The following is a 21,697-nucleotide window of genomic DNA, read 5'->3' on the forward strand; positions in this document are numbered from 1 at the left end:
CCCCCCCCCCCCCCCCCCCCCCCCCCCCCCCCCCCCCCCCCCCCCCCCCGGCCGGTGTCAGCCGTGGTCCGGGCGGAGCCAGACGGTGGACAGCGGGGGGAGGGTCAGGGCCAGGCTGTGCGGGCGGCCCTGCCAGGGGGTCGCCTCGGTCTTGATCTGGTCCGGGAGCTGCACTCCGCTGCCGCCGAACCGCGCCTCGTCGGTGTTGAGCGCCGGCGTCCACACCGCGGAGGGGGAGCCGAGGCGGTAGCCGTCGCGTACGACGGGGGAGAAGTTGCTGACGCACAGCAGCGGCTCGCCCGCCGCGTCGAAGCGGAGGAAGGCCAGGACGTTGTCCTCGGCCGCGCCGCCCTCGATCCACTCGAAGCCGCCGGGCTCGGTGTCGCACTGCCACAGCGCGGGAGTGGCGGTGTAGACCGTGTTCAGCTCGCGTACCAGGTCGCGCACCCCGCGGTGGTCGGCGCCCGCCGGATAGGCCTGGTCCACCAGCCCCCAGTCCAGGCCCCGTTCGTGCGACCACTCCGCACCCTGGGCGAACTCCTGGCCCATGAAGAGCAGTTGCTTGCCCGGGTGGGACCACATGAACGCGAGGTAGGCGCGGTCGGTGGCGCGCTGCTGCCACCAGTCGCCGGGGATCTTGCCGACCAGCGAGCCCTTGCCGTGGACGACTTCGTCGTGCGAGATCGGCAGCACGTAGTTCTCGCTGTACGCGTACACCATCGAGAACGTCATCTCGTTGTGGTGGTACTTGCGGTACACCGGCTCATGGCCGATGTAGCCGAGCGAGTCGTGCATCCAGCCCATGTTCCACTTCAGGCCGAAGCCGAGGCCGCCGAAGCCGGTGTGGCCCACATGGTGGGTGGCGCGGGTGACGCCGTCCCAGGCGGTGGACTCCTCGGCGATGGTGATGACGCCGGGGCAGCGGCGGTAGACGGTGGCGTTCATCTCCTGGAGGAAGGCCACCGCGTCCAGATTCTCCCGGCCGCCGTGGATGTTGGGCAGCCAGTCGCCGCCCTCGCGCGAGTAGTCGAGGTAGAGCATCGAGGCGACCGCGTCCACCCGCAGCCCGTCGATGTGGAAGACCTCGCACCAGTACACGGCGTTGGCGACCAGGAAGTTGCGCACCTCGGTACGGCCGAAGTCGAACTCCAGGGTGCCCCAGTCCGGGTGCTCGGCCCGCCGCGGGTCGGCCGGCTCGTACAGCGGCTCACCGTCGAAACGCGCCAGCGCCCATTCGTCCTTCGGGAAGTGCGCGGGCACCCAGTCCATGATCACGCCGATACCGGCCCGGTGCAGCGCGTCCACCAGGTGCCGGAAGTCGTCGGGCGAGCCGAGACCCGGCATCGGCGCGTAGTACGAGGTGACCTGGTAGCCCCATGAGCCGCTGAAGGGGTGCCCGGCGACCGGCATCAACTCCACGTGCGTGAAGCCGAGGTCGGCCACGTAGGCGGGCAGCTGCTCGGCCAGCTCGCGGTAGCTCAGACCGGGGCGCCAGGACGGCAGGTGCACCTCGTAGACCGAGAAGGGCGCGCGGTGCACCGGGGTGTCCGCGCGGTGCGCCATCCAGTCCGCGTCCTGCCACTCGTAGGCCGAGTCCGTCACGATCGAGGCGGTCGCCGGCGGTACCTCGGTCTTCCGGGCCATCGGGTCGGCCTTCATGCCGTGCGAGCCGTCGGGGCGGGTGATCTCGTACTTGTACGCGGTGCCGGGGCCGATGCCCGGCACGAACAGCTCCCACACGCCGGTGCCGCCGAGCGAGCGCATCGGCAGCGAGGTGCCGTCCCAGAAGGTGAAGTCGGCGGCGAGGCGGACGCCGCGGGCGTTGGGCGCCCACACGGCGAAACGGGTGCCGGTGACGCCGCCGTGGGTCATCGGCTCCGAGCCGAGCGCCTTCCAGAGCTGCTCGTGGCGGCCCTCGCCGATGAGGTGGAGGTCCAGCTCGCCGAGCGAGGGCAGGAAGCGGTAGGGGTCGTCGAGCAGGTGCTCGCCGTCGTCGTACGTCACCGCCAGGCGGTAGTCCGTGAGGGTGCTCTGCGGGAGCAGGGCGGAGAACAGCCCGTCGCCCTCCGGGGCGAGGTCCACGCGGTGGTCGCCGAGGACGACCGCGACGGCGCGGGCGTAGGGGCGCAGGGCTCGCACCCTGACCCCGTTCTTCTCGGGGTGCGCGCCGAGCACGGCGTGCGGGTCGTGGTGCTCCCCGCTCAGCAGCCGCCGGCGGTCCTCCCCGCCGAGGCTGCCGTTCCCCTCCGGGGTGCCGGCCTCTTCCGGGGTACGCCCCGCGGCCGGGCGGGTGCCCTCGCGGTCCGTGCCGAGCCCCGCCGCCGGGCGGGTGCCCTCGCGGTCCGTGCCGAGCCCCGCAGGGGCGCGGGGAACTGCGCGCTCGGCCGGCGTGGCGGCGCGGGTTGTCGGCGGCCGGGTGGGAGCGGTGCTGTCGTTTCCGGGCCGCCGGCCGGTGGTGGGCTGGTCGCGCAACTCCCGGCGCCCCTTTGGGGCGCCCTCCGGCGCGGGCCGATCCTGCGCCTCCCGGCCCGGGGGCTTCGGGGCGGAGCCCGAAGCGGCCGGGTGGGGGGTGCTGGCGTCGTAGCCGCGGGCCGCGGCCTCGGGGAGGGCGCCGCTCGCGGGGTTCGGTTCGGGGTTCACGGGCGGCTTCTCCTCGGGCGGTACGGGCGGGTTCGGTGCCGGCGACGGCGGCGGCGCCGGCAGGGTCGGATTCGGGGTCGGCCGCGCCGACCGCTTGCGCGTCATTGCGGCAGGGCGGTGGCCAGCCGGGCCAGCGCGGACAGCGGGATCGGGAGCCAGGCGGGCCGGTGGCGCGCCTCGTAACGCGCCTCGTAGACGGCTTTGTCCGTTTCGAAGGCCCGTATCAGCACGGGCTGTTCGCGCGGATCGGTGCCCGAGACGGCAGCGTAGCCCGTGCAGTAGGCGTCCCGGTGCCTGGCCGCCCAGGGGCCGTTCCCGCTGTGGTGGGCGGCGTAGTCGAAGGACCGCAGCATGCCGGCCACGTCCTGCACCGGCGGCGCCGGCATGCGGCGTTCGGCCAGCGGGCGGGCCGGCTCGCCCTCGAAGTCGATCAGCACCCACTCCCCGCCGGGTCCGCGCAGCGCCTGGCCGAGGTGGAGGTCGCCGTGGATGCGCTGGGAGGTGACCGCGTGGCCCGGGAGCGTGACGGCGCCGAGTTTGGCCAGGTCGTCGAAGGCGGCCCGCAGCGCGTCGGCGTAGGGGCGTATCGCGGGCACCTCGGCGGCGGTCTCGTCGAGGCGCCGTGCCATGCCTGAGGCGATACGTTCCAGCGCCTCCCCGCCCAGCGCCCGTGACGGCAGTGCGGCGGCGAGCGACGCGTGCACCTCGGCGGTGGCGCGGCCCAGTGCCGCGGCCTCCGCGCGGAAGTCGCCGTCCTCGGCGACCGAGGCCAGGGCGAGTGCCCAGCCGTCGGACGAGCCGGGCAGGAAGCGCTGGAGCACGCCGAGCGTGGTGGGCTCCTCCGCGGCGGGCCCGGGGCCCGGCTCCAGCGACTCGAACCACGCCACCGGCTCCGCGACCCGCCGCGACCCCGCCCTGGCCAGGGCGAGCGACAGCTCCAGGTCGGGGTTGGTGCCGGGGGAGACGCGGCGGAAGAGCTTGAGGATGTAGGCGTCGCCGTAGACCACGGAGGTGTTGGACTGCTCGGCGGTGGACACCCGCGGGGTCAGCCCCGGCGGGAAGTCCGCGTGCGGCTCGGTGGTGAAGCGCAGCCGCCCGGTGCGGCCCGGCAGCTGGAGGCGTTCCAGCAGCAGCGCGGCCAGCCGGGGGTCGTGCGGGGCGTCGTAGAGCGTCAGGCCGTCGTAGGGGCCGCCGACGGCGGGGCCGAGCGCGGTGCGTACCAGCGCGGACGGCAGCAGCGGATGCGCGCCGAGCAGCAGTTGGTAGCAGTCGGCGGGCCGCCCCGGCTGTTCGACGTCGACCAGCACGTGCACCAGCCCCAGCGGTCCGAGCCGGCCGCCGGGCGGCATCAGCTCGGTGGCCGAGGCCAGCCGGAAGCCGCTGATCGGCAGGCCTTTGCCGGCGAACCAGCGCTGCCGTGGCAGCCAGCCGCGCAGCAGCGGTTCGAGCGAGCGCAGCAGTCCGGGCGCCGCGTCGCGCTCGGCGAGCGGCGGCGGCGCTGACGGTGCCGGAGCCGCGGAAGAGGCGGCGCCGGCCGGTGCGCTGGTGGAGGTGGTCGGGGTGGCGGAAGGGGCTGAGGGCACGCGGGGAACACGGGTCCAGGAGCTGTCCGACATGGCGTCCTTTCCCCGGGGAGTCGCGCACCCGGCCGCATCGTCGAGCGGCAGGGGCGCCAGCCTCCCGGATGACGGGTTCGGGCTGTCCGGCGACACGGGGAGCCTGCCCCGGGCGGGTGACAGGAAACCGCCGTACGGCCCGCCCGCGTAACGTTCCGGTTGCCACGTCGCGCACCGGTCGGGTGGTCGGCTTGGCGGAGCCTGTCCTGTTGCGATCGGGGTACGTCCGGGAAAGTCCGGTTACGCCAGGAAGCGGCCGGATACCTTTCGGATACTGCCAAAGGTGCGTCAGGCCCGCTACTCGGGCGCGCTCCTCGGGGTGCTTCGGGCACGGGGGGCCGGGACCGACCGGCCCCCCGCCGTCATGACGGGTTGCGGCGCAGCCGGAACCAGTAGAAGCCGTGCCCCGCCAGCGTCAGCAGATACGGCAGTTGGCCGATCGCCGGGAAGCGCACCCCGCCGATCAGCTCCACCGGGTGCCGGCCCGCGTAGCGGCGCAGGTCCAGCTCGGTGGGCTGGGCGAACCTGGAGAAGTTGTTCACACAGAGCACCAGGTCGTCGCCGTCCTCCCGGAGGAAGGCCAGCACGGCCGGGTTGCTGGACGGCAGCTCGGTGTACGAGCCCAGGCCGAACGCGCGGTTCTGCTTGCGGATCTCGATCATCCGCCGGGTCCAGTGCAGCAGCGAGCTGGGTGAGCTCATCTGCGCCTCGACATTGGTGACCTGGTAGCCGTAGACCGGGTCCATGATGGTCGGCAGGTAGAGCCGTCCGGGGTCGCTGGAGGAGAACCCGGCATTGCGGTCGGGCGTCCACTGCATCGGGGTGCGCACGGCGTCCCGGTCGCCCAGCCAGATGTTGTCGCCCATGCCGATCTCGTCGCCGTAGTAGAGAATGGGCGAGCCGGGCAGGGACAGCAGCAGAGCGGTGAACAGCTCGATCTGGTTGCGGTCGTTGTCGAGCAGTGGCGCGAGTCGGCGGCGGATGCCGATGTTGGCCCGCATCCGCGGGTCCTTGGCGTACTCCGCGTACATGTAGTCGCGTTCCTCGTCGGTGACCATTTCGAGGGTCAGCTCGTCATGGTTCCGCAGGAAGATGCCCCACTGGCAGGTGTCGGGGATGGCCGGGGTCTTGGCCAGGATCTCCGACACCGGGTAGCGGGACTCGCGCCGTACCGCCATGAAGATGCGCGGCATGACCGGGAAGTGGAAGGCCATGTGGCATTCGTCGCCGCCCTTGCGGAAGTCGCCGAAGTAGTCGACGACGTCCTCGGGCCACTGGTTGGCCTCGGCCAGCAGCACCGTGTCCGGGTACTGCGCGTCGATCTCGGCGCGCACCTTCTTCAGGAAGTCGTGCGTACGCGGCAGGTTCTCGCAGTTGGTGCCCTCCTGCTGGTACAGGTAGGGCACCGCGTCGAGCCGGAAGCCGTCGATGCCGAGGTCCAGCCAGAAGCGCAGCGCGGCCAGGATCTCCTCCTGCACCCGCGGGTTCTCGTAGTTGAGATCCGGCTGGTGGGAGAAGAAGCGGTGCCAGTAGTACTGCTTGCGCACCGGGTCGAAGGTCCAGTTCGACGTCTCGGTGTCGACGAAGATGACCCGGGCGTCGGGGAACTGCTTGTCGTCGTCGGCCCAGGTGTAGTAGTCGCCGTAGGGACCTTCGGGGTCGCTGCGGGACTGCTGGAACCACTCGTGCTGGTCGCTCGTGTGGTTCATGACGAAGTCGATGATCACGCGCATGCCGCGCTGGTGCGCGGCGTCCACGAACTCCACGAAGTCGGCCAGGTCGCCGAACTCGGGGAGGACCGCGGTGTAGTCGGCGACGTCGTAGCCGCCGTCGCGCAGGGGTGAGGCGAAGAACGGCGGCAGCCAGAGGCAGTCGACGCCCAGCCATTGCAGATAGTCGAGTTTGGCGGTGATGCCTTTCAGGTCGCCGACACCGTCGCCGTTGCTGTCCTGGAAGGAGCGAACGAGGACTTCGTAGAACACCGCCCGTTTGAACCAGTCGGGATCACGGTCCTTGGCAGGGGTGTCCTCGAAGGTGTCAGGGACGGGTTCGTTGACGATCAACTGAGTGACCCTCCGATCGATGGAGACGGTCGCAGCGACAGGACGTGCGCGGGCGCGCGGCCCGGTTCAAGGCGCACATAGTTGTCTCTGCCCCAGTGGTAGGTCTCACCGGTGAGCGCGTCGCGCACCGGGAAGGACTCGTGCCAGGAGAGGCCGAGTTCCGGCATGTTCAACGAGACGGTCGCCTCCTGGGTGTGGAACGGGTCCAGGTTGACGACCACCAGTACGACGTCGTCGCCGCGGCGCTTGGAGTAGGCGAGCATCGCGTCGTTGTCCACCGGGTGGAATGTGATGTCCCGCAGCTGCTGGAGCGCCGGATGACGGCGGCGCAACCGGTTGAGCGTGGTGATCAGCGGGGCCAGCGAGCGCCCCTCGGCCTCGGCCGCCGCCCAGTCGCGCGGCCGCAGTTCGTACTTCTCCGAGTGCAGATACTCCTCACTGCCGGGTGTGGCGGGGTCCGCCTCGCACAGTTCGAAGCCCGCGTAGACCCCCCAGCTGGGGGACAGGGTCGCCGCGAGCACGGCCCGGGCCTCGAACGCCGGCCGGCCGCCGTTCTGCAGATAGCCGTGCAGGATGTCGGGGGTGTTCACGAAGAAGTTCGGCCGCATCCAGGCGGCGGTCTCCCCGCTCAGCTGCCGCATGTAGTCGGTCAGCTCGTCCTTGCCCGTACGCCAGGTGAAATAGGTGTACGACTGCTGGAAGCCGATCTGCCCCAGCGTGCTCATCATGGCCGGGCGGGTGAAGGCCTCGGCCAGGAAGACCACCTCGGGATTCGTACGGTTGATGTCGGCGATCACCTTCTCCCAGAAGACCACCGGCTTGGTGTGCGGATTGTCGACCCGGAAGATCCGCACCCCGTGCGCCATCCAGTGCCGCAGTACCCGCAGCGTCTCGCGGACGATGCCGGGGAAGTCCTCGTCGAAGGCCACCGGATAGATGTCCTGGTACTTCTTGGGCGGGTTCTCCGCGTACGCGATCGTGCCGTCGGCCCGGTGCGCGAACCACTCCGGGTGCTTGGCCACCCACGGGTGGTCCGGGGAGCACTGCAGCGCGAAGTCCAGCGCGATCTCCAGCCGCAGGTCCTTGGCCTTGGCGACGAAGTGGTCGAAGTCGTCCATCGTGCCCAGGTCCGGGTGGATCGCGTCGTGCCCGCCCTCGGGCGAGCCGATCGCCCACGGCGAGCCCACGTCGTCAGGACCTGCCGTCAGGCTGTTGTCGCGGCCCTTGCGGAAGGCTGAGCCGATCGGGTGGATCGGCGGCAGGTAGACCACGTCGAAGCCCATCGCGGCCACCGCGGGCAGCCGCTCGGCGGCGGTACGGAAGGTGCCGTGCCGCGGCGGGGCGCCCTCGCGGACCACCGCGCCCTCCGAGCGCGGGAAGAACTCGTACCAGGACCCGAACAGCGCCCGCTCCCGCTCCACATGCAGCGGCAGCGGCCGTGAGGCGCTGACCAGCTCGCGCAGGGGGAAGCGGTCGAGCACCGCGACCACCTCGGGCGTCAGCGCCGCCGCGTGCCGGGCCGCGACCGGCCGTGCGGTGTCCCGCAGCGCGTCGACCGCGGCCAGCACCGCGGCCCGCCCGTCGCTCTTGGGCACCCCGGCCGCGGCCCGCTCGTACAGCTGCGCGCCCTCGGCCAGCACCAGCCCGGTGTCGATGCCCGCCGGGATCTTTATGCCCGCCGTGTGCCGCCAGGTCGCCACCGGGTCCGACCAGGCCTCCACCGTGTACGACCAGCGGCCCTCAGCGGTGGGGGTGATCCTGGCCCCCCAGCGGTCGGTGCCGGGCTCCAGCTCGCGCATCGGGGTCCACGGGCCGGACCGGCCCGCCGGGTCGCGCAGCACCACATTGGCGGCGACGGCGTCATGGCCCTCGCGGAACACTGTCGCCGTCACTTCAAAAGTCTCGCCCACCACTGCCTTGGCCGGCCGGCGACCGCAGTCCACCAGTGGCCTGACATCGAGAACGGGAATACGACCGATCATTTCCTCACCTGACAGCGCTGGGTACGGGACGACGACTTCCGCTCTTTTTAACTGTTCTTGGCGTTGTCGGCCTGTCTGCGTGGCCGCGGCCACCTGTATCCACCCGGGTGGCGGTGACAGGGCCGTACGGGTACCCCCGCTGGGGCGAAACAGTCCGTTCGGGTGTCGTGCACCGGGGAGCCTGCCCCGGGTCTACGCGCGACACGCACGGCCTGACCTCGTTTCGGGAGCGCGCCCCGAGTGCTCTGATCCGCGCCCCCGCCGCGCCAGCGGACCCGGCGGCGCGGGTGCGCCCGGGGCGTCCCGTCCGGTCCGGGTTCGTACCCCCGCGCGCGCCCCTGAATGCGCCCCCGCGTACGCCCAAGGCGGACAGGAAGCCGCAGTTGTGCTCCCCGCGGGCCGTGTGATTCAAGCCATCAGGATCGCATCCGCCGACGACTTGCGCACCGTTTCCCGGCAGGCCTTGGAGGTCCTGACCGGCGGCCCGGCACGCCCGGTACCTGCGTGACATGTGCCGGCCGCCTCGTGTACACACAGCTGAACGCGCCCGCGCTCGCACACTGATCACGCTCACTCCTGTGAGCCGCCGTTCGAGCGTTTGAGCCACCGGATCGTGGACTCTACCGGCGGGCCAAGGGCCAGCCGGGCTACGGTCGAAGGGTGAAGGCTATCCGTCGATTCACCGTGCGCACCGTCCTGCCGGAACCTCTGCGCCCGCTGGGGGGTCTGGCCCAAAATCTCCGCTGGTCGTGGCATCAGGAGACCAGGGAGCTTTTCCAGAGTGTCGACCCCGAGGGCTGGCGGGCAGCCCAGGGCGACCCCGTACGGCTGCTCGGCACGGTCGCCAAGGACCGGCTCGCCGCGCTGGCCGGCGACCGGCGCTTCCTGCGCCGCCTCAGCGCGGCAGCGGAGGATCTCGCCGACTACACCGGCGGCCCCCGCTGGTATCAGGAACAGTCCGACCTGCCCGCCGCCATCGCCTACTTCTCACCCGAGTTCGGCATCACCTCCGCCCTGCCCCAGTATTCCGGCGGCCTCGGCATCCTCGCCGGGGACCACCTCAAGGCCGCCAGCGACCTCGGCGTCCCGCTGATCGGCGTCGGCCTGCTCTACCGGCACGGCTACTTCCGCCAGACCCTCTCCCGCGAGGGCTGGCAGCAGGAGCAGTACCCGGTGCTCGACCCCAACTCGCTGCCCCTCACCCCGCTGCGCGAGGCCGACGGCTCGCCCGCGAAGACGAGCCTGGCCCTGCCCGGCGGCCGGACCCTGAGCGCCAGGATCTGGAAGGCCCAGGTCGGCCGGGTGCCGCTGCTGCTGCTCGACTCCGACGTCGAGGGCAACCAGGCCGCGGAGCGCGACGTCACCGACCGGCTCTACGGCGGCGGCAGCGAGCACCGGCTGCTCCAGGAGATGCTGCTGGGCATCGGCGGGGTCCGCGCGGTCCGCGCGTACTGCCGGATCACCGGCCACCCCGAGCCCGAGGTCTTCCACACCAACGAGGGACACGCCGGCTTCCTCGGCCTGGAGCGCATCCGCGAACTGTCGCTGGAAGGCCTCAGCTTCGACGCGGCGCTCGAAGCGGTCAGGGCCGGCACCGTCTTCACCACCCACACCCCCGTGCCGGCCGGCATCGACCGCTTCGACCGCGAACTGGTCGCCCGCCACCTCGGCGACGACGGCGAACTGCCCGGCGTCGACACCGGGCGGATCCTCGAACTGGGCATGGAGACCCACCGCGGCGGCGACCCGAACCTGTTCAACATGGCCCTCATGGGCCTGCGCCTGGCCCAGCGCGCCAACGGCGTGTCCACCCTGCACGGCGCCGTCAGCCGGGAGATGTTCGCCGGGCTGTGGCCGGGCTTCGACCCCGAGGACGTACCCATCACGTCCATCACCAACGGGGTGCACGCCCCCACCTGGGTCGCCCCGGAGGTGCTGCGGCTCAGCGCCAAGCAGATCGGCGCGCAGCGCGCCGAGGACGCGCTGATGATCGGCGGCACCGACCGCTGGGAGGCGATCGGCGGCGTCCCCGACACCGCGGTCTGGGAGCTGCGCCGCGAACTGCGCGAGCAGCTCGTCGACGACGTACGCCGCCGTGTGCGCGCCTCCTGGCGGCAGCGCGGCGCGGGCGACGCCGAACTCGGCTGGACCGACAGCGTCCTGGACCCCGACATCCTCACCATCGGCTTCGCCCGCCGGGTCCCCTCCTACAAGCGGCTCACCTTGATGCTGCGCGACCAGGACCGGCTCACCGAGCTGCTGCTGCACCCGGAGCGGCCGATCCAGATCGTGGTCGCGGGCAAGGCGCACCCGGCCGACGACGGCGGCAAGCGGCTGGTGCAGGAGCTGGTGCGCTTCACCGACGACCCCCGGGTGCGGCACCGCATCGTCTTCCTGCCCGACTACGACATCCGGATGGCCCGGATGCTCTACCCCGGCTGCGACGTCTGGCTCAACAACCCGCTGCGCCCCCTTGAGGCCTGCGGCACCTCCGGTATGAAGGCCGCGCTCAACGGCTGCCTCAACCTGTCGGTGCTGGACGGCTGGTGGGACGAGTGGTTCGACGGCGACAACGGCTGGGCGATCCCCACCGCCGACGGCATCGCCGACGAGGACCGGCGCGACGAGCTGGAGGCCGCCGCCCTCTACGACCTGCTGGAGAACCAGGTCGCCCCGCGCTTCTACGACCACGGTTCGCAGGGCCTGCCGCAGCGCTGGGTCGAGATGGTCCGGCACACCCTGGCCACGCTCGGCCCCAAGGTGCTGGCCGGCCGGATGGTGCGGGACTACGTCGACCGGCTCTACGCCCCCGCCGGGCGCTCGCACCGGGCGATACAGGGCCCCGCCGCGGTCGAGCTGGCCGAGTGGAAGCGCCGGGTACGCAGGCAGTGGCAGCAGGTGTCGGTGGACCATGTGGAGACCGACTCCGTCGAGGGCACCCCCGAGCTGGGCTCCACCCTCACCCTGCGCACCCAGATCAGCCTGGGCGGCCTCGACCCGGCCGACGTCGACGTCCAGCTGCTGTCCGGGCAGGTCGACGCCGCCGACCGGCTCGCCAACCCGACCGTGGTGTCCCTCAAGTGCACCGGCCGGCCCGACATCTCCGGCCGGCACTCCTACGAGGGGCCGCTCACGCTGGACCGCATCGGCTCCTTCGGCTACACGGTCCGGGTGCTGCCCGCCCACTCCCTGCTGGCGACCTCGGCGGAACTCGGGCTGGTGGCCGTCCCGCCGGAGGCCGCGGGCATGACCGCGGGCATCCTGCGGTAGGCCCCGCCGGGGTCAGGCGGCGCGGGAGCCGCGGGCGCGGCGGCCCGCCGCGCCGCCCCGGCCCGCGGCGGCGCCCGGTCCTGTCCTGCGCCCGGCCGGGTTGCCGGTACGGCGGCGCGGCGGCGTGGCCGCGGCGGTGGTCCTCGCCGCCGGGGCCGGCTGCTCCGCCACCGGCATGGCGACCGGCGTGCCCGACGGCTTGCGGGCGCCGGTGATCCGGACCAGGTCCGGGTCGCCGGGGCGGACCCTGGCGGTGGCCGGCCTGATCCCGGCCTGGGCCATCAGCCGGGCGTTCTCCCGCCGCTGCTCGGGCAGCACGAGGGTGATCACGGTCCCGGACTCGCCCGCGCGGGCGGTCCTGCCGCCGCGGTGCAGGTAGTCCTTGGCCTCGGTCGGCGGGTCGACGTTGACGACCATGTCGAGGCCCTCGATGTGGATGCCGCGGGCGGCGACGTTCGTGGCGACCAGCGCGTCGGCGGTGCCGGTGCGGAACTGGTCGAGGGCCCGGTTGCGCTGCGGCTGCGACTTGCCGCCGTGCAGCGCCACCGCCCGCACGCCCTGGCCGAGCAGGTGCTTGGTGAGCCGGTCGGCGCCGCGCTTGGTGCCGACGAACATGATCACCCCGCCCTTGCGGGCGGCGATCTCCGCGGTGACCGCGCGCTTGGTGGCCTCGTCCACATGCAGCACGTGGTGCTCCATGGTGGTGACGGTGGCCGCCGAGGGGTCCACCGAGTGGGTGACCGGCGCGTCGAGGAACCGCTTGACCAGCTTGTCCACATTGCGGTCCAGGGTGGCCGAGAACAGCATCCGCTGACCGCCGGGCTGCACCTGCTCCAGCAGCCGGGTGACCTGCGGCAGGAAGCCCATGTCGGCCATCTGGTCGGCCTCGTCCAGTACCGTCACCGCGACCCGGTCGAGCGCGCAGGCCCGCCGCTCGATGAGGTCCGCGAGCCGCCCGGGCGTCGCGACCAGCACCTCGGCGCCGGCCTTGAGCGCGGCGGTCTGCCGGTTGATCGACGCGCCGCCGACGACCGCGGTGATCCGCAGCCCGAGCACCTTCGCGTACGGGTCGAGCGCTTCGGTCACCTGCCCGGCCAGCTCACGCGTCGGCACCAGCACCAGCGCCAGCGGGCGCCTGGGCTCGGCCTTCCGCCCGGCGGCCCTGGTCCTGCTCAGCAGCGGCAGCCCGAACGCCAGGGTCTTGCCCGAGCCCGTCCTGCCGCGGCCGAGGACGTCCCGCCCGGCCAGCGAGTCGGGCAGCGTGGCGGCCTGGATCGGGAACGGCTCGGTCACCCCGTGGGCTTCGAGGGCGGCGACCAGCGCCGGGTCCAGCGGCAGCTGGGAGAAGAGCGTGACGGGCGGCACAGGTGACACGGGCGTTTCCTTCCTCGGGCCGCCGGTGCGGCGGCTGCATGCGAGAGGCCCGCACCGTGCGGTGCGGGCCTCCCAAGACCGGGCGCGGCGGCCCGGTGACGCGGTCAGAGCGCCCGGATCTTCTCCGCCTGCGGACCCTTCTGGCCCTGGGTGACCTCGAACTCGACCTTCTGGCCCTCGAGCAGCTCGCGGTAACCCTGCGACTCGATGTTCGAGTAGTGGGCGAAGACGTCGGAGCCGCCGCCGTCCTGCTCGATGAAGCCGAAGCCCTTTTCCGAGTTGAACCACTTCACGGTTCCGGTAGCCATATCCATCTCCTACTGGTGGGGCAGTTTCCAGATCCGCACTGTACGGATCCGGGTCGCCGTAGATGATCACCCCACACCGGAGAACTCCGGCAAAAACAAAAGTGCGCCCGGGGATCGCAATCATCCAGGCGCACGCAAAGTTCTGGGTACCACAACTGCAACAACGCTCACTCTAGCAGATCGCCACCCGACGCCACCCGGGCCGGCCGTGGACGGCCGGCCCGGGCGTGTTCCGCCGTTCGGGCGGATCAGCGGTGCTGCGTCGCGTCAGCTGACGTTGACGGCGGTGTCGTCGATCAGGAAGGAGGTCGCCAGGGAGGAGTCCTCGGTTCCGGTGAACTTCAGGGTGACGGTNGCGTCGCGTCAGCTGACGTTGACGGCGGTGTCGTCGATCAGGAAGGAGGTCGCCAGGGAGGAGTCCTCGGTTCCGGTGAACTTCAGGGTGACGGTCTGGCCGATGTAGGGGGCCAGGCTGACGGACCGCTGGACGTAGCCGGTGCCCTTGTTGATGTTGGAGTACGAGGCCAGGGTGGTGCTGCCGGCTGCGACGGTGAGCTTGTCGTAGGCGGTGGTGGTGCTGGTCTCGCTGCTGGAGATGTAGAGGTAGTAGGTGAAGGTGGCGCTGGTGCAGGTGGCGGGGATGGTCACCGACTGGGACAGGGTGTCGGTGTGGGTGGTCCCGTAGCCGTTCAGCCAGGCCTTGTAGGAGCCGGAGTGGGCCGGGGCGCCGGTGCTGTTGTCGATCGCGCCCGAGGACGCGGTCCAGCTGACGGCGCCGCTCTCGAAGCCGGGGTTGGCCAGCAGCTGGCCGGCGGTGCAGCCGCCGGTGGTGCTGGTGATCGTCCAGGTGAAGGACGCCGANGTCCAGCTGACGGCGCCGCTCTCGAAGCCGGGGTTGGCCAGCAGCTGGCCGGCGGTGCAGCCGCCGGTGGTGCTGGTGATCGTCCAGGTGAAGGACGCCGTCCCGGTCGCGTTGGTGGAGTCCTTGGCCGTCACCGTCACGCTGTAGCTACCGGTGGTGGCCGAGGTGGTGCCGGAGATCACGCCGGTCGAGGCGTTGATCGTCAGGCCCGGGGGCAGGCCGGTGGCGGTGTAGGTCAGGGCGCCGCCGTTGGTGCTGCTGGCCTGGATCTGCAGGCTGACCGCGGTGCTCACCTTGGTCGACTGGTTGCCCGGGTTGGTCACCGTCACGCCGGACGGGGTGGTCACCCGGCTGCCGACGCCGATCGCGGCCCACGTGTTGGCCACCGTGTTGTACGTGGCGCTGTTCGCGCCCCACAGGTCGGCCGCCGCCTGGAGCGACTGGGTACGGGCCGCCGCGTAGTTGGTGGTCGAGGTGAAGCGCTCGGTCAGCGACTTGTACCAGAGCTTGAGCGCGTTGTCCCGGCCGATGCCGGGCACCGACAGGTTGTCGTAGGTCGGGCTGTTGTAGCTGACCCCGTTGACGACCTTGGCGCCGCTGCCCTCGGAGAGCAGGTAGAACAGGTGGTTGGCCGGACCCGAGGAGTAGTGGACGTCCAGGCCGCCGAGGCTGGAGGACCAGTTGTCCTTCGAGCTGCCGTCCTTGCTGGGCTTGTCCATGTACCGCAGCGGGGAGCCGTCACCGTTGATGTTGATCTTCTCGCCGATGAGGTAGTCGCCCGGGTCGGTGGCGGTGTTGGAGTAGAACTCCACACCGGTACCGAAGATGTCGGACGTCGCCTCGTTCAGGCCGCCGGACTCACCCGAGTAGTTCAGGCCCGCGCTGTTGGCGGTGACGCCGTGGCTCATCTCGTGGCCCGCGACGTCCAGCGCGGTGAGCGGGTGGGTGTTGCCGCTGCCGTCGCCGTAGGTCATGCAGAAGCAGGAGTCGTCCCAGAAGGCGTTGACGTACGAGTTGCCGTAGTGCGTCCGGGAGTACGCTGCCCGCCCGTCGTTGGCGATGCCGTTGCGCCCGAAGGTGTTCTTGTAGAAGTCCCAGGTCTCCTGGGCGCCGTAGGCGGCGTCCACGCCCGCGGTCTGCGCGGTGGCGCCGTTGCCGTCGCCCCAGGTGTCGTCGGGGTCGGTGAACAGCGTGCCGGTCCCGGACGTGGCGTGGCTCAGGTTGTACGTCTTGTGGCCGCCGCGGGTGTTGTCCAGCAGCTGGTAGGTGCTGCCCGACAGCGTGGTGGTGATGTTCACCTGGCCGCTGTACTCACTGTTGCCGACGCCGGTCTCGATGCCCTGGTACTCGAAGAGCTTCGCGCCGGTCGTGGCGTCGGTGATCACGTGCAGCTGGTTGGGGGTGCCGTCCTCCTGGAGGCCGCCGATCACCGACTCCCAGGCGAGCACGGGGGTGCCGGACGCCGCCCAGACCACCTTGCGCGGTGAGTTGGCCGCCACCGGGGCCTTGGCGCCGTCGGCCTTGGCGCGGGTCAGGGCGAAGGACTTCGCCGAGTCGGCGCTCTTGACCGCGGTCGTCGAGGCCACCGCGATCGAGGCGTTGGTCGCCTTGTCCACGCCGGTGGTCGCGCCGAGCGGGCTCTGGTGCACGATCAGGTCGCCGCCGAGCACCGGCAGTCCCTGGAACGTACGCTCGTAGCGGGTGTGGGTGCTGCCGTCGGCGTCCTGGGACACCGACTTGACGACCAGCTTCTCCTGGGCGCCGAGGTGCAGCGACGACGCGGTCGTCGCCGCCTCCGACTGTGCCTGGGAGGTCAGCCCGGCCTGCTGAGCGGGGGTCAGCGAGGCGGGGAGCGCGCCCGGCCTGGGCTGCGCGTGGGTAGTCGCGGCCTGGGCCGACGCGCCGGTCTGCGCGGCGGGTTCAGCCGCCGCGGTGCCGGCCGGCAGCGTCACGGCGAGCATCGCCGCGCCGGCGATCAGCGCGCCGGCGGCTACTGCCGTACGGGCCGTACGGGGGGATCGTGCCACTCGTCACTCCTTCTGCGGCGGCCGCGGGGGTGCGCGGCCGGTGACAGTCCGGGCGGGTGGGGTTGGTGATCCGCCCGGGTAGAGCTGTGGTGTTGCTGTGGAACCGGCCACAGAGTGGCACTCTTTACTTGTTCATGTCAGTGCCGTGGTCCCAACTTGGCTGAAATTCGTTCGGTGTCCGGAGAGTGGCGTCCGCATAACGGTCAGATGTGAGAACCGTGTTGCACCCGCGAGAAGTTTGCCGGTTCTTTGACGCTGTGGAATGCGGACGTTCCCGGCCATTCGTGCGGACGTGTCCCCTCCGCTGTCTACAGTTGCCGCTGCGGCGGCGGGTACGGTCCGCGCCAGCGTGGCCGAAAATCGAGGTGGAGATGTCACGAATATCAGAACTGTCCGGCGAGTTCGGTCTGTCCGGTGCTGCGGAGGGCACCGGACAGACCGAACTCGCCCCGGACACGCGGCTTTTCGTACCGGCCCATCCCCGGTATCCCGCGGACCCCGAGCTGGCGCCGGGTGTCGGCTTCGAATTCCTCACCGAGCCGCGGACCGGCTCGGCGGTCCCGGTGGCCTTCACCACCCTGGACGCCCTGGTCGGCGCGCTGGGCGAGAACCAGCCGTGGATCGCGCTGCCCGCGGGCCCGTTCGCCGAGCTGATGCGACGCAACGGCTTCGGCCACCTCAAGGTCGACCCGGTCCTGTGGCCCGGCACGCAGCCGTACTGGACCGCGGAGAACCTCCGCGACTACACCGGGGCGGTACGGACGTGAGCGCCGGGTACAACGTCGTCCTGGCCGACCTGGCGGGCATGGCCTCGACCTTCCACACCCAGGCGGCGAACTACGCCGCGCTCAAGGTGGACGTCGCCCCGCCGATCGCCGAGTCCGGCGACGCGGGCCTGGACGACGCCATCGCCTCGATCATGGACGCCATCGCGGGCCTGCACGCCAAGCTCGCCGGGCGCATCGAGGAGCACGCCAACGGCCTGGACTACGCCCACGGCTCTTACCAACGGCACGACATCGACGTGCACGGACTGTTCGAGGACCTGATGCCCGATGAGTGACAGCTGGATCGGCGCCGACCTGGGCGGCCTGCACACCATGGGCACCACCCTCACCGGGGCCAAGGAACTCCTCGAAGGCGTCGTCAAGCCGCTCGGCGAAGGCGTCGAGACGCTGGTCTCCGACGCGGGCTGGAAGGGCGACGCGGCCGAGGAATTCCGCGCCCGCTGGTCCGAGGACTCGATAGCGGCCGGCGGCTTCGCCGAACTCGTCAAAGCGACGGGCGAGGCCCTCACCACCCTCGCCCACGCGCTCACCGGAGCCAACAGCGCCCTCCAGAACGCCGCTGACGTCGCGGCGGGCAAGGGCGTACCGCTCGGCCCGAACGGCGCCCCCGGCACGATGATGACCGCCGATCCGCCGAGTGCCGCTGACCAGAAGGCCATCGGCGACCTCAATGAATACGCCGGTGTCCACAACGAGATCATGCACAAGGCGCAGGCGGCCCGTATCGCCTGCGCCAAGACGCTCAACGCGCTCTACGACTCCCTCGACCCGGACACGTCGATGGGCAAGGGCGACAAGATCGTCGTCGCCGACTACCTGCGGGCGCTGTGGACCTCCAAGGCCGACGACGAGCGCAAGCTCGGCCTCGACGCGGGCAAGAAGCTCGACGAGGCCGAGAAGAAGCACGAAGCGGCCCTGAAGGCGATGAAGGACGAGGAGGCCAAGTTCCGCACCGCGGAGGCCGACCTCCCCAAGGCCTTCCGGCTCAGGGGCGAGTACCAGCGGCTCGGCACCCAGATCGACGCGCTGGACGCCGAGGTCGTCGCCAGCAGGAACGGCAGCGACTTCCTGCCGTTCGACCGGGTGCTCAACTACAAGCTCGCCGACGCGCTCCAGGGCGTGAAGCTGGTCGAGGGCGCACCGGAGTTCCTCAAGGAGATCCCGGTGGTGGACATCGCCGCGGTCACCGCCATCGGCCTGGTGGAGGCTAAGGAGGACCACGACAAGGGCTGGTCCTGGGCGCACTCGGTGACCGTCGACGTCGGCGCGGGCCTGGTCGGCCTCGCGGCCGGCGCGGCCGTGGTCGCGGCGGCCCCGGAGATCGGCATCGGCCTCGGCGTGACGGCGACAGCGGCCACCGCGGGCGCGGTCTTCGTCGGCGTAGGGTATTTCGCGGACGAGGCCTTCCACGAGCACTGGAGCGAGGACATCCACGACCACGGAGTGATCGCGGGCGTCGCGGACGGCACCTGGAACGTCACCAAGAACACCGGTGGGGACATGAAGGATCTGGCGGTCGGCACGGCGAAGGGCATCGGCAATGCCGGGAAGTCGGTCTGGCACCATGCCACCGGCTGGCTCTGAGCCCGGGCACGGTCCCGGCGGGGCCGCCGTCGAGCCCTTCGCGCTGCCCGTCCTCGGCACGAGCTGGCTGGACCGCGGCTTCGGCTACGGGGTGCGGCGGGGAGTGCTCGCGCTGTGCACCCTGCTCTTCGTCGCCCTGGTCGGCGCGACCGGGACCGCGCTCTACCTGGGCTTCGTCTCGGTCCTCCCGGCCGGGGCGCGGGTCGTCGTCCATGTGCTGGAGGGCGCCGCCGCCGTGGTGGCCCTGGCCGCCGGGTGGGTCGGGCAGCGCCGGGCCGGGACCGTGGCGGTCAGCTCGGAGGAGGCGGCCGCCGGGCGGCGCGCGGCCGGCGGGTCGGCCGCGCGCGGCTTCGGCAACCGCGGCCTGGCCGTCCTGCTGTCCCCGGTCCTTCCCGCCCTGGTCGCCTACATCCTGGGCCGGTCGCTGGCGGCCGTCCTGGTCCGCGAGACACCCCGCGAGATCGGCGCCCGCCTGGACTACGAGCGCCGCCTCGCGGCGGCCGGCGGTGGCGGCGGGGTCACGCCAGACCGTCCCGCCAGGCCGCGTCCAGCTCCGCGTAATGGCCCTTCCTGGCGATGAGTTCCGCGGGTGTGCCGTCCTCGATGACACGGCCGTCGCGCATCACCAGGACGCGGTCGGCGATCGCGACCGTGGACAGGCGGTGCGCGATGACCACGGCCGTACGCCCGTTGAGTACCGTCCGCATGGCGTGCTGGACGGCGCGCTCACCGGGGACGTCCAGCGAGGACGTCGCCTCGTCCAGGATCAGTACGCCCGGGTCCGCGAGCAGGGCACGGGCGAACGCGACCAGCTGGCGCTGCCCGGCCGAGATACGGCCGCCGCGCTTGCGCACGTCGGTGTCGTAGCCGTCGGGCAGCGACACGATGAAGTCGTGCGCGCCGATCGCCCGGGCCGCGGCCTCGACTTCCGCGCGGGTCGCGTCGGGGCGGCCGATGGTGATGTTGTCCGCGACGGTGCCGGAGAAGAGGAACGCCTCCTGCGTCACCATGACCACCCCGCGCCGCAGGTCGGCCTGCGACAGGTCGCTCAGCCGGACCCCGTCCAGCAGCACCCGCCCGCCGGTCGGGTCGTAGAACCTGGCCAGCAGCTTGGCCAGGGTGGACTTGCCCGCACCGGTCGCGCCGACCACCGCGAGGGTCTGCCCGGCCGGCAGCCGCAGGTCGAAGGCGGGCAGTACCTCGCCGCCGGTGCGGTAGCCGAACCGGGTCCGGTCGAAGACCACTTCGCGCCCCGGCCGCCCGCCGGCGGTCGGCGGCAGCGCGACCGGGTGCTCGGGCGCGGGCACGGTCGGCGTCTGGGCGAGCAGCCCGGCGATCTTCTCCAGCGAGGCCGCCGCCGACTGGTAGGAGTTCAGGAACATCCCCAGCCGGTCGATCGGGTCGTAGAGCCGCCGCAGGTACAGCACGAACGCGGCGAGCACACCGAGCGCCATGCCGCCGCCCGCCACCCGGTACGCGCCCCACACCACGATCCCGGCGACGGTGACGTTGGCCAGCAGCCGGGAGATGGTGACGTAGCGGGCCATCTCCAGGATCGCGTCGCCGTTCGCCCGGCACTGCCGGTCGTTCAGCTCGCCGAAGGCGGTGTCGTTGGGCACCTCGCGGCGGAAGGCCTTGACCGGGCGGATGCCGTTCATCGTCTCGGTGAACTTCACGATGACCGCCGCGATGGCGGTGGAGCGCCGGCGGTAGGCGACCATCGAGCGGCGCTGGAAGCCGCGGACCGCCACGTACAGCGGCAGGTACGACACCAGCGCGACCAGCCCGAGCCGCCAGTCGAGGAAGACCAGCAGCACCGAGATGTAGACCATCGAGAGCGCCACCTCGATCAGTTCCTCCAGGCCGTCGGTGAGCAGCTCCCTGATCGACTCGACGTCCGAGGTGGCCCGGGCGATCAGCCGGCCCGAGGTGTAGCGCTCGTGGAAGTCCAGGCTGAGCGACTGGGCGTGCCGGAACATCCGGGCGCGCAGCTCGATCAGCACGTCCTGGCTGATCAGCGCGGCGACCCGGATGAAGACGCGCTGGAGCGCGCCGGCGGCGATCCCGCAGCCCAGATACGCGCAGGCCACCGCGATGAGCGCGCCGTGCCGGCCGTCGCGCACCTGGGGGATCGCGTTGTCGATGGCGTACGCCACCAGCAGCGGGCCGGCCTGCACCGCCGCCTGCTGGACCAGCAGCAGGACCGAGGCCAGCCAGACCCGCCGAGTGTGCGGGCGCAGCAGCGAACGCAGCAGCAGCACCTGGGCGTTCTCGGGCGCGGGCAGCCGGTCCAGGTCGAAGGCGTCGGGCCCGCCCGGCGCCGCCGCGGGGGCCGCCCGCTGCGGGCCGGCCTCCTCGGGGCCGCTGAGCTGCTGCTCGGTGGCGGACGTCATCGGGCGTCGCTCCTCTCCAGGGGTTCCACGGGCGCGGCCTGCGCGGTGCCGGTCTCCGGCTCGGTGAGCCCCGACATCAGGTGGCGGTACTCGGCGTTGTCCCGCAGCAGCTCCGGGTGGGTGCCGACCGCGGTGATCCGCCCGCCGGACAGCAGCGCCACCCGGTCGGCGAGCTGTACGGTCGACGGCCGGTGCGCCACGACCAGCGCGGTCGTCTCCCGCAGCACATCGCGCAGCGCCGCCTCGACCAGGGCCTCGGTGTGCACGTCGAGCGCGGACAGCGGGTCGTCCAGGATCAGGAACTGCGGGCGCCCGACGACCGCGCGGGCCAGCGCGAGCCGCTGCCGCTGACCGCCGGACAGGCTCAGGCCCTGCTCGCCGACCTGGGTGTCCAGGCCGTCGGGCAGCGCGTGCACGAAGCCGCACTGGGCGATGTCCAGCGCCCGCAGCACCTCCGCCTCGCCCGCGCCGTCCGGCCCGGCGCCCATCGCCACGTTCTCCCGTACGGTCGCGGAGAAGAGGGTGGGCTCCTCGAAGGCCACCGCGACGAGTGCGCGCAGCCGCTCGACCGGCAGCCCCGCGGTGTCCGTGCCGTCCAGGGTGATCCGCCCGCCGGTCGGCTCGTGCAGCCGCGGCACCAGCGCGGTCAGCGTGGTCTTCCCGCACCCCGTGGCGCCGACCAGCGCCATCGTCTCGCCCGACCTGATGTGCAGGTCCACCCCGTCGAGCACCGCGGCGCTCCCCGCCACCGCGTCGGGATACCGGAACCCGACCCCTTCCATCCGCAGCC

Annotated in this window: 14 protein-coding genes; 5 read left to right on the forward strand and 9 right to left on the reverse strand. The window is 72.0% G+C overall.

All coding sequences use genetic code 11. The annotated features are described in order from the left end of the window. Positions 1-57: 57 nt before the first annotated feature. The 4 genes from glgB to V7E46_RS28105 all read right to left on the reverse strand — a co-directional run bounded on the left by glgB (position 58) and on the right by V7E46_RS28105 (position 8,301). The gene (glgB, locus tag V7E46_RS28090) at positions 58-2,745 is read right to left on the reverse strand and encodes a 1,4-alpha-glucan branching protein GlgB (protein WP_443054370.1); all 2,688 of its coding nucleotides are present in this window, start codon (positions 2,743-2,745) and stop codon (positions 58-60) included. Next, a complete protein-coding gene (locus V7E46_RS28095; RefSeq protein WP_443054371.1) occupies positions 2,742-4,256 on the reverse strand; it encodes a maltokinase N-terminal cap-like domain-containing protein in 1,515 nt (504 codons plus the stop codon). The genes glgB and V7E46_RS28095 overlap by 4 nt, the downstream gene beginning before the upstream one ends. 362 nt (positions 4,257-4,618) lie before the next feature. Continuing rightward, the gene (treS, locus tag V7E46_RS28100) at positions 4,619-6,319 is read right to left on the reverse strand and encodes a maltose alpha-D-glucosyltransferase (protein WP_329174510.1); all 1,701 of its coding nucleotides are present in this window, start codon (positions 6,317-6,319) and stop codon (positions 4,619-4,621) included. Further along, positions 6,316-8,301, reverse strand: coding sequence for an alpha-1,4-glucan--maltose-1-phosphate maltosyltransferase (locus V7E46_RS28105; protein ID WP_333771042.1), 1,986 nt, complete (start codon positions 8,299-8,301; stop codon positions 6,316-6,318). Before V7E46_RS28105 ends, treS begins: the two co-directional genes overlap by 4 nt. A gap of 660 nt (positions 8,302-8,961) precedes the next feature. On the opposite strand from V7E46_RS28105, the gene glgP reads away from it, so the two are divergent. Continuing rightward, complete coding sequence (gene glgP / locus V7E46_RS28110; RefSeq protein WP_333771043.1) at positions 8,962-11,571, forward strand: alpha-glucan family phosphorylase; 2,610 nt, start codon at positions 8,962-8,964, stop codon at positions 11,569-11,571. A gap of 12 nt (positions 11,572-11,583) precedes the next feature. Here glgP and V7E46_RS28115 read toward each other — a convergent pair whose 3' ends face one another. The 3 genes from V7E46_RS28115 to V7E46_RS28125 all read right to left on the reverse strand — a co-directional run bounded on the left by V7E46_RS28115 (position 11,584) and on the right by V7E46_RS28125 (position 16,076). After that, the gene (locus tag V7E46_RS28115) at positions 11,584-13,053 is read right to left on the reverse strand and encodes a DEAD/DEAH box helicase (RefSeq protein WP_333771051.1); all 1,470 of its coding nucleotides are present in this window, start codon (positions 13,051-13,053) and stop codon (positions 11,584-11,586) included. Further along, positions 13,050-13,253 carry a cold-shock protein gene (locus V7E46_RS28120; RefSeq protein ID WP_329174503.1) on the reverse strand — a complete coding sequence of 68 codons (204 nt, stop codon included), beginning with the start codon at positions 13,251-13,253 and terminating at the stop codon, positions 13,050-13,052. Before V7E46_RS28120 ends, V7E46_RS28115 begins: the two co-directional genes overlap by 4 nt. 363 nt (positions 13,254-13,616) lie before the next feature. Beyond that, positions 13,617-16,076, reverse strand: coding sequence for a M4 family metallopeptidase (locus V7E46_RS28125; RefSeq protein ID WP_333771052.1), 2,460 nt, complete (start codon positions 16,074-16,076; stop codon positions 13,617-13,619). A gap of 437 nt (positions 16,077-16,513) precedes the next feature. Here V7E46_RS28125 and V7E46_RS28130 point away from each other — a divergent pair, with 437 nt between their 5' ends. Genes V7E46_RS28130 through V7E46_RS28145 form a run of 4 tightly spaced genes read left to right on the forward strand, consistent with a single transcriptional unit; the run spans position 16,514 to position 19,094 of the window. Next, positions 16,514-16,909: an SAV_915 family protein gene (locus V7E46_RS28130; RefSeq protein WP_333771044.1), complete on the forward strand. Its 396-nt coding sequence runs from the start codon at positions 16,514-16,516 to the stop codon at positions 16,907-16,909. Next, the gene (locus V7E46_RS28135; RefSeq protein WP_333771045.1) at positions 16,906-17,205 is read left to right on the forward strand and encodes a DUF6317 family protein; all 300 of its coding nucleotides are present in this window, start codon (positions 16,906-16,908) and stop codon (positions 17,203-17,205) included. The genes V7E46_RS28130 and V7E46_RS28135 overlap by 4 nt, the downstream gene beginning before the upstream one ends. Beyond that, positions 17,198-18,514, forward strand: coding sequence for a WXG100 family type VII secretion target (locus V7E46_RS28140; RefSeq protein WP_333771046.1), 1,317 nt, complete (start codon positions 17,198-17,200; stop codon positions 18,512-18,514). The genes V7E46_RS28135 and V7E46_RS28140 overlap by 8 nt, the downstream gene beginning before the upstream one ends. Further along, positions 18,495-19,094, forward strand: a complete 600-nt coding sequence (locus tag V7E46_RS28145; RefSeq protein ID WP_333771047.1) for a hypothetical protein — start codon at positions 18,495-18,497, stop codon at positions 19,092-19,094. The genes V7E46_RS28140 and V7E46_RS28145 overlap by 20 nt, the downstream gene beginning before the upstream one ends. Here V7E46_RS28145 and V7E46_RS28150 read toward each other — a convergent pair. Together V7E46_RS28150 and V7E46_RS28155 are read right to left on the reverse strand one after the other, a co-directional pair. Further along, positions 19,033-20,907 (reverse strand): ABC transporter ATP-binding protein, encoded by a 1,875-nt coding sequence (locus V7E46_RS28150; RefSeq protein ID WP_333771048.1) that lies wholly within the window; start codon positions 20,905-20,907, stop codon positions 19,033-19,035. The two genes, V7E46_RS28145 and V7E46_RS28150, sit on opposite strands and share 62 nt — an antisense overlap. After that, positions 20,904-21,697 (reverse strand): ABC transporter ATP-binding protein (locus V7E46_RS28155; protein ID WP_333771049.1); only part of this gene is annotated, 794 nt, incomplete at its 5' end. The genes V7E46_RS28150 and V7E46_RS28155, both read right to left, overlap by 4 nt.

The sequence above is a fragment of the Streptomyces sp. IBSBF 2435 genome (genome assembly GCF_036815005.1).
In the GTDB taxonomy this organism is placed as follows: domain Bacteria; phylum Actinomycetota; class Actinomycetes; order Streptomycetales; family Streptomycetaceae; genus Actinacidiphila.

What these genes read in the sequence shown, in the direction of transcription:
- glgB (WP_443054370.1), bottom strand. Translation starts at nt 2,745, where the DNA reads ATGACGCGCAAGCGGTCGGCGCGGCCGACCCCGAATCCGACCCTGCCG.
- V7E46_RS28095 (WP_443054371.1), bottom strand. Translation starts at nt 4,256, where the DNA reads ATGTCGGACAGCTCCTGGACCCGTGTTCCCCGCGTGCCCTCAGCCCCT.
- V7E46_RS28105 (WP_333771042.1), bottom strand. Translation starts at nt 8,301, where the DNA reads ATGATCGGTCGTATTCCCGTTCTCGATGTCAGGCCACTGGTGGACTGC.
- V7E46_RS28120 (WP_329174503.1), bottom strand. Translation starts at nt 13,253, where the DNA reads ATGGCTACCGGAACCGTGAAGTGGTTCAACTCGGAAAAGGGCTTCGGC.
- V7E46_RS28130 (WP_333771044.1), top strand. Translation starts at nt 16,514, where the DNA reads ATGTCACGAATATCAGAACTGTCCGGCGAGTTCGGTCTGTCCGGTGCT.
- V7E46_RS28140 (WP_333771046.1), top strand. Translation starts at nt 17,198, where the DNA reads ATGAGTGACAGCTGGATCGGCGCCGACCTGGGCGGCCTGCACACCATG.
- V7E46_RS28145 (WP_333771047.1), top strand. Translation starts at nt 18,495, where the DNA reads ATGCCACCGGCTGGCTCTGAGCCCGGGCACGGTCCCGGCGGGGCCGCC.
- V7E46_RS28150 (WP_333771048.1), bottom strand. Translation starts at nt 20,907, where the DNA reads ATGACGTCCGCCACCGAGCAGCAGCTCAGCGGCCCCGAGGAGGCCGGC.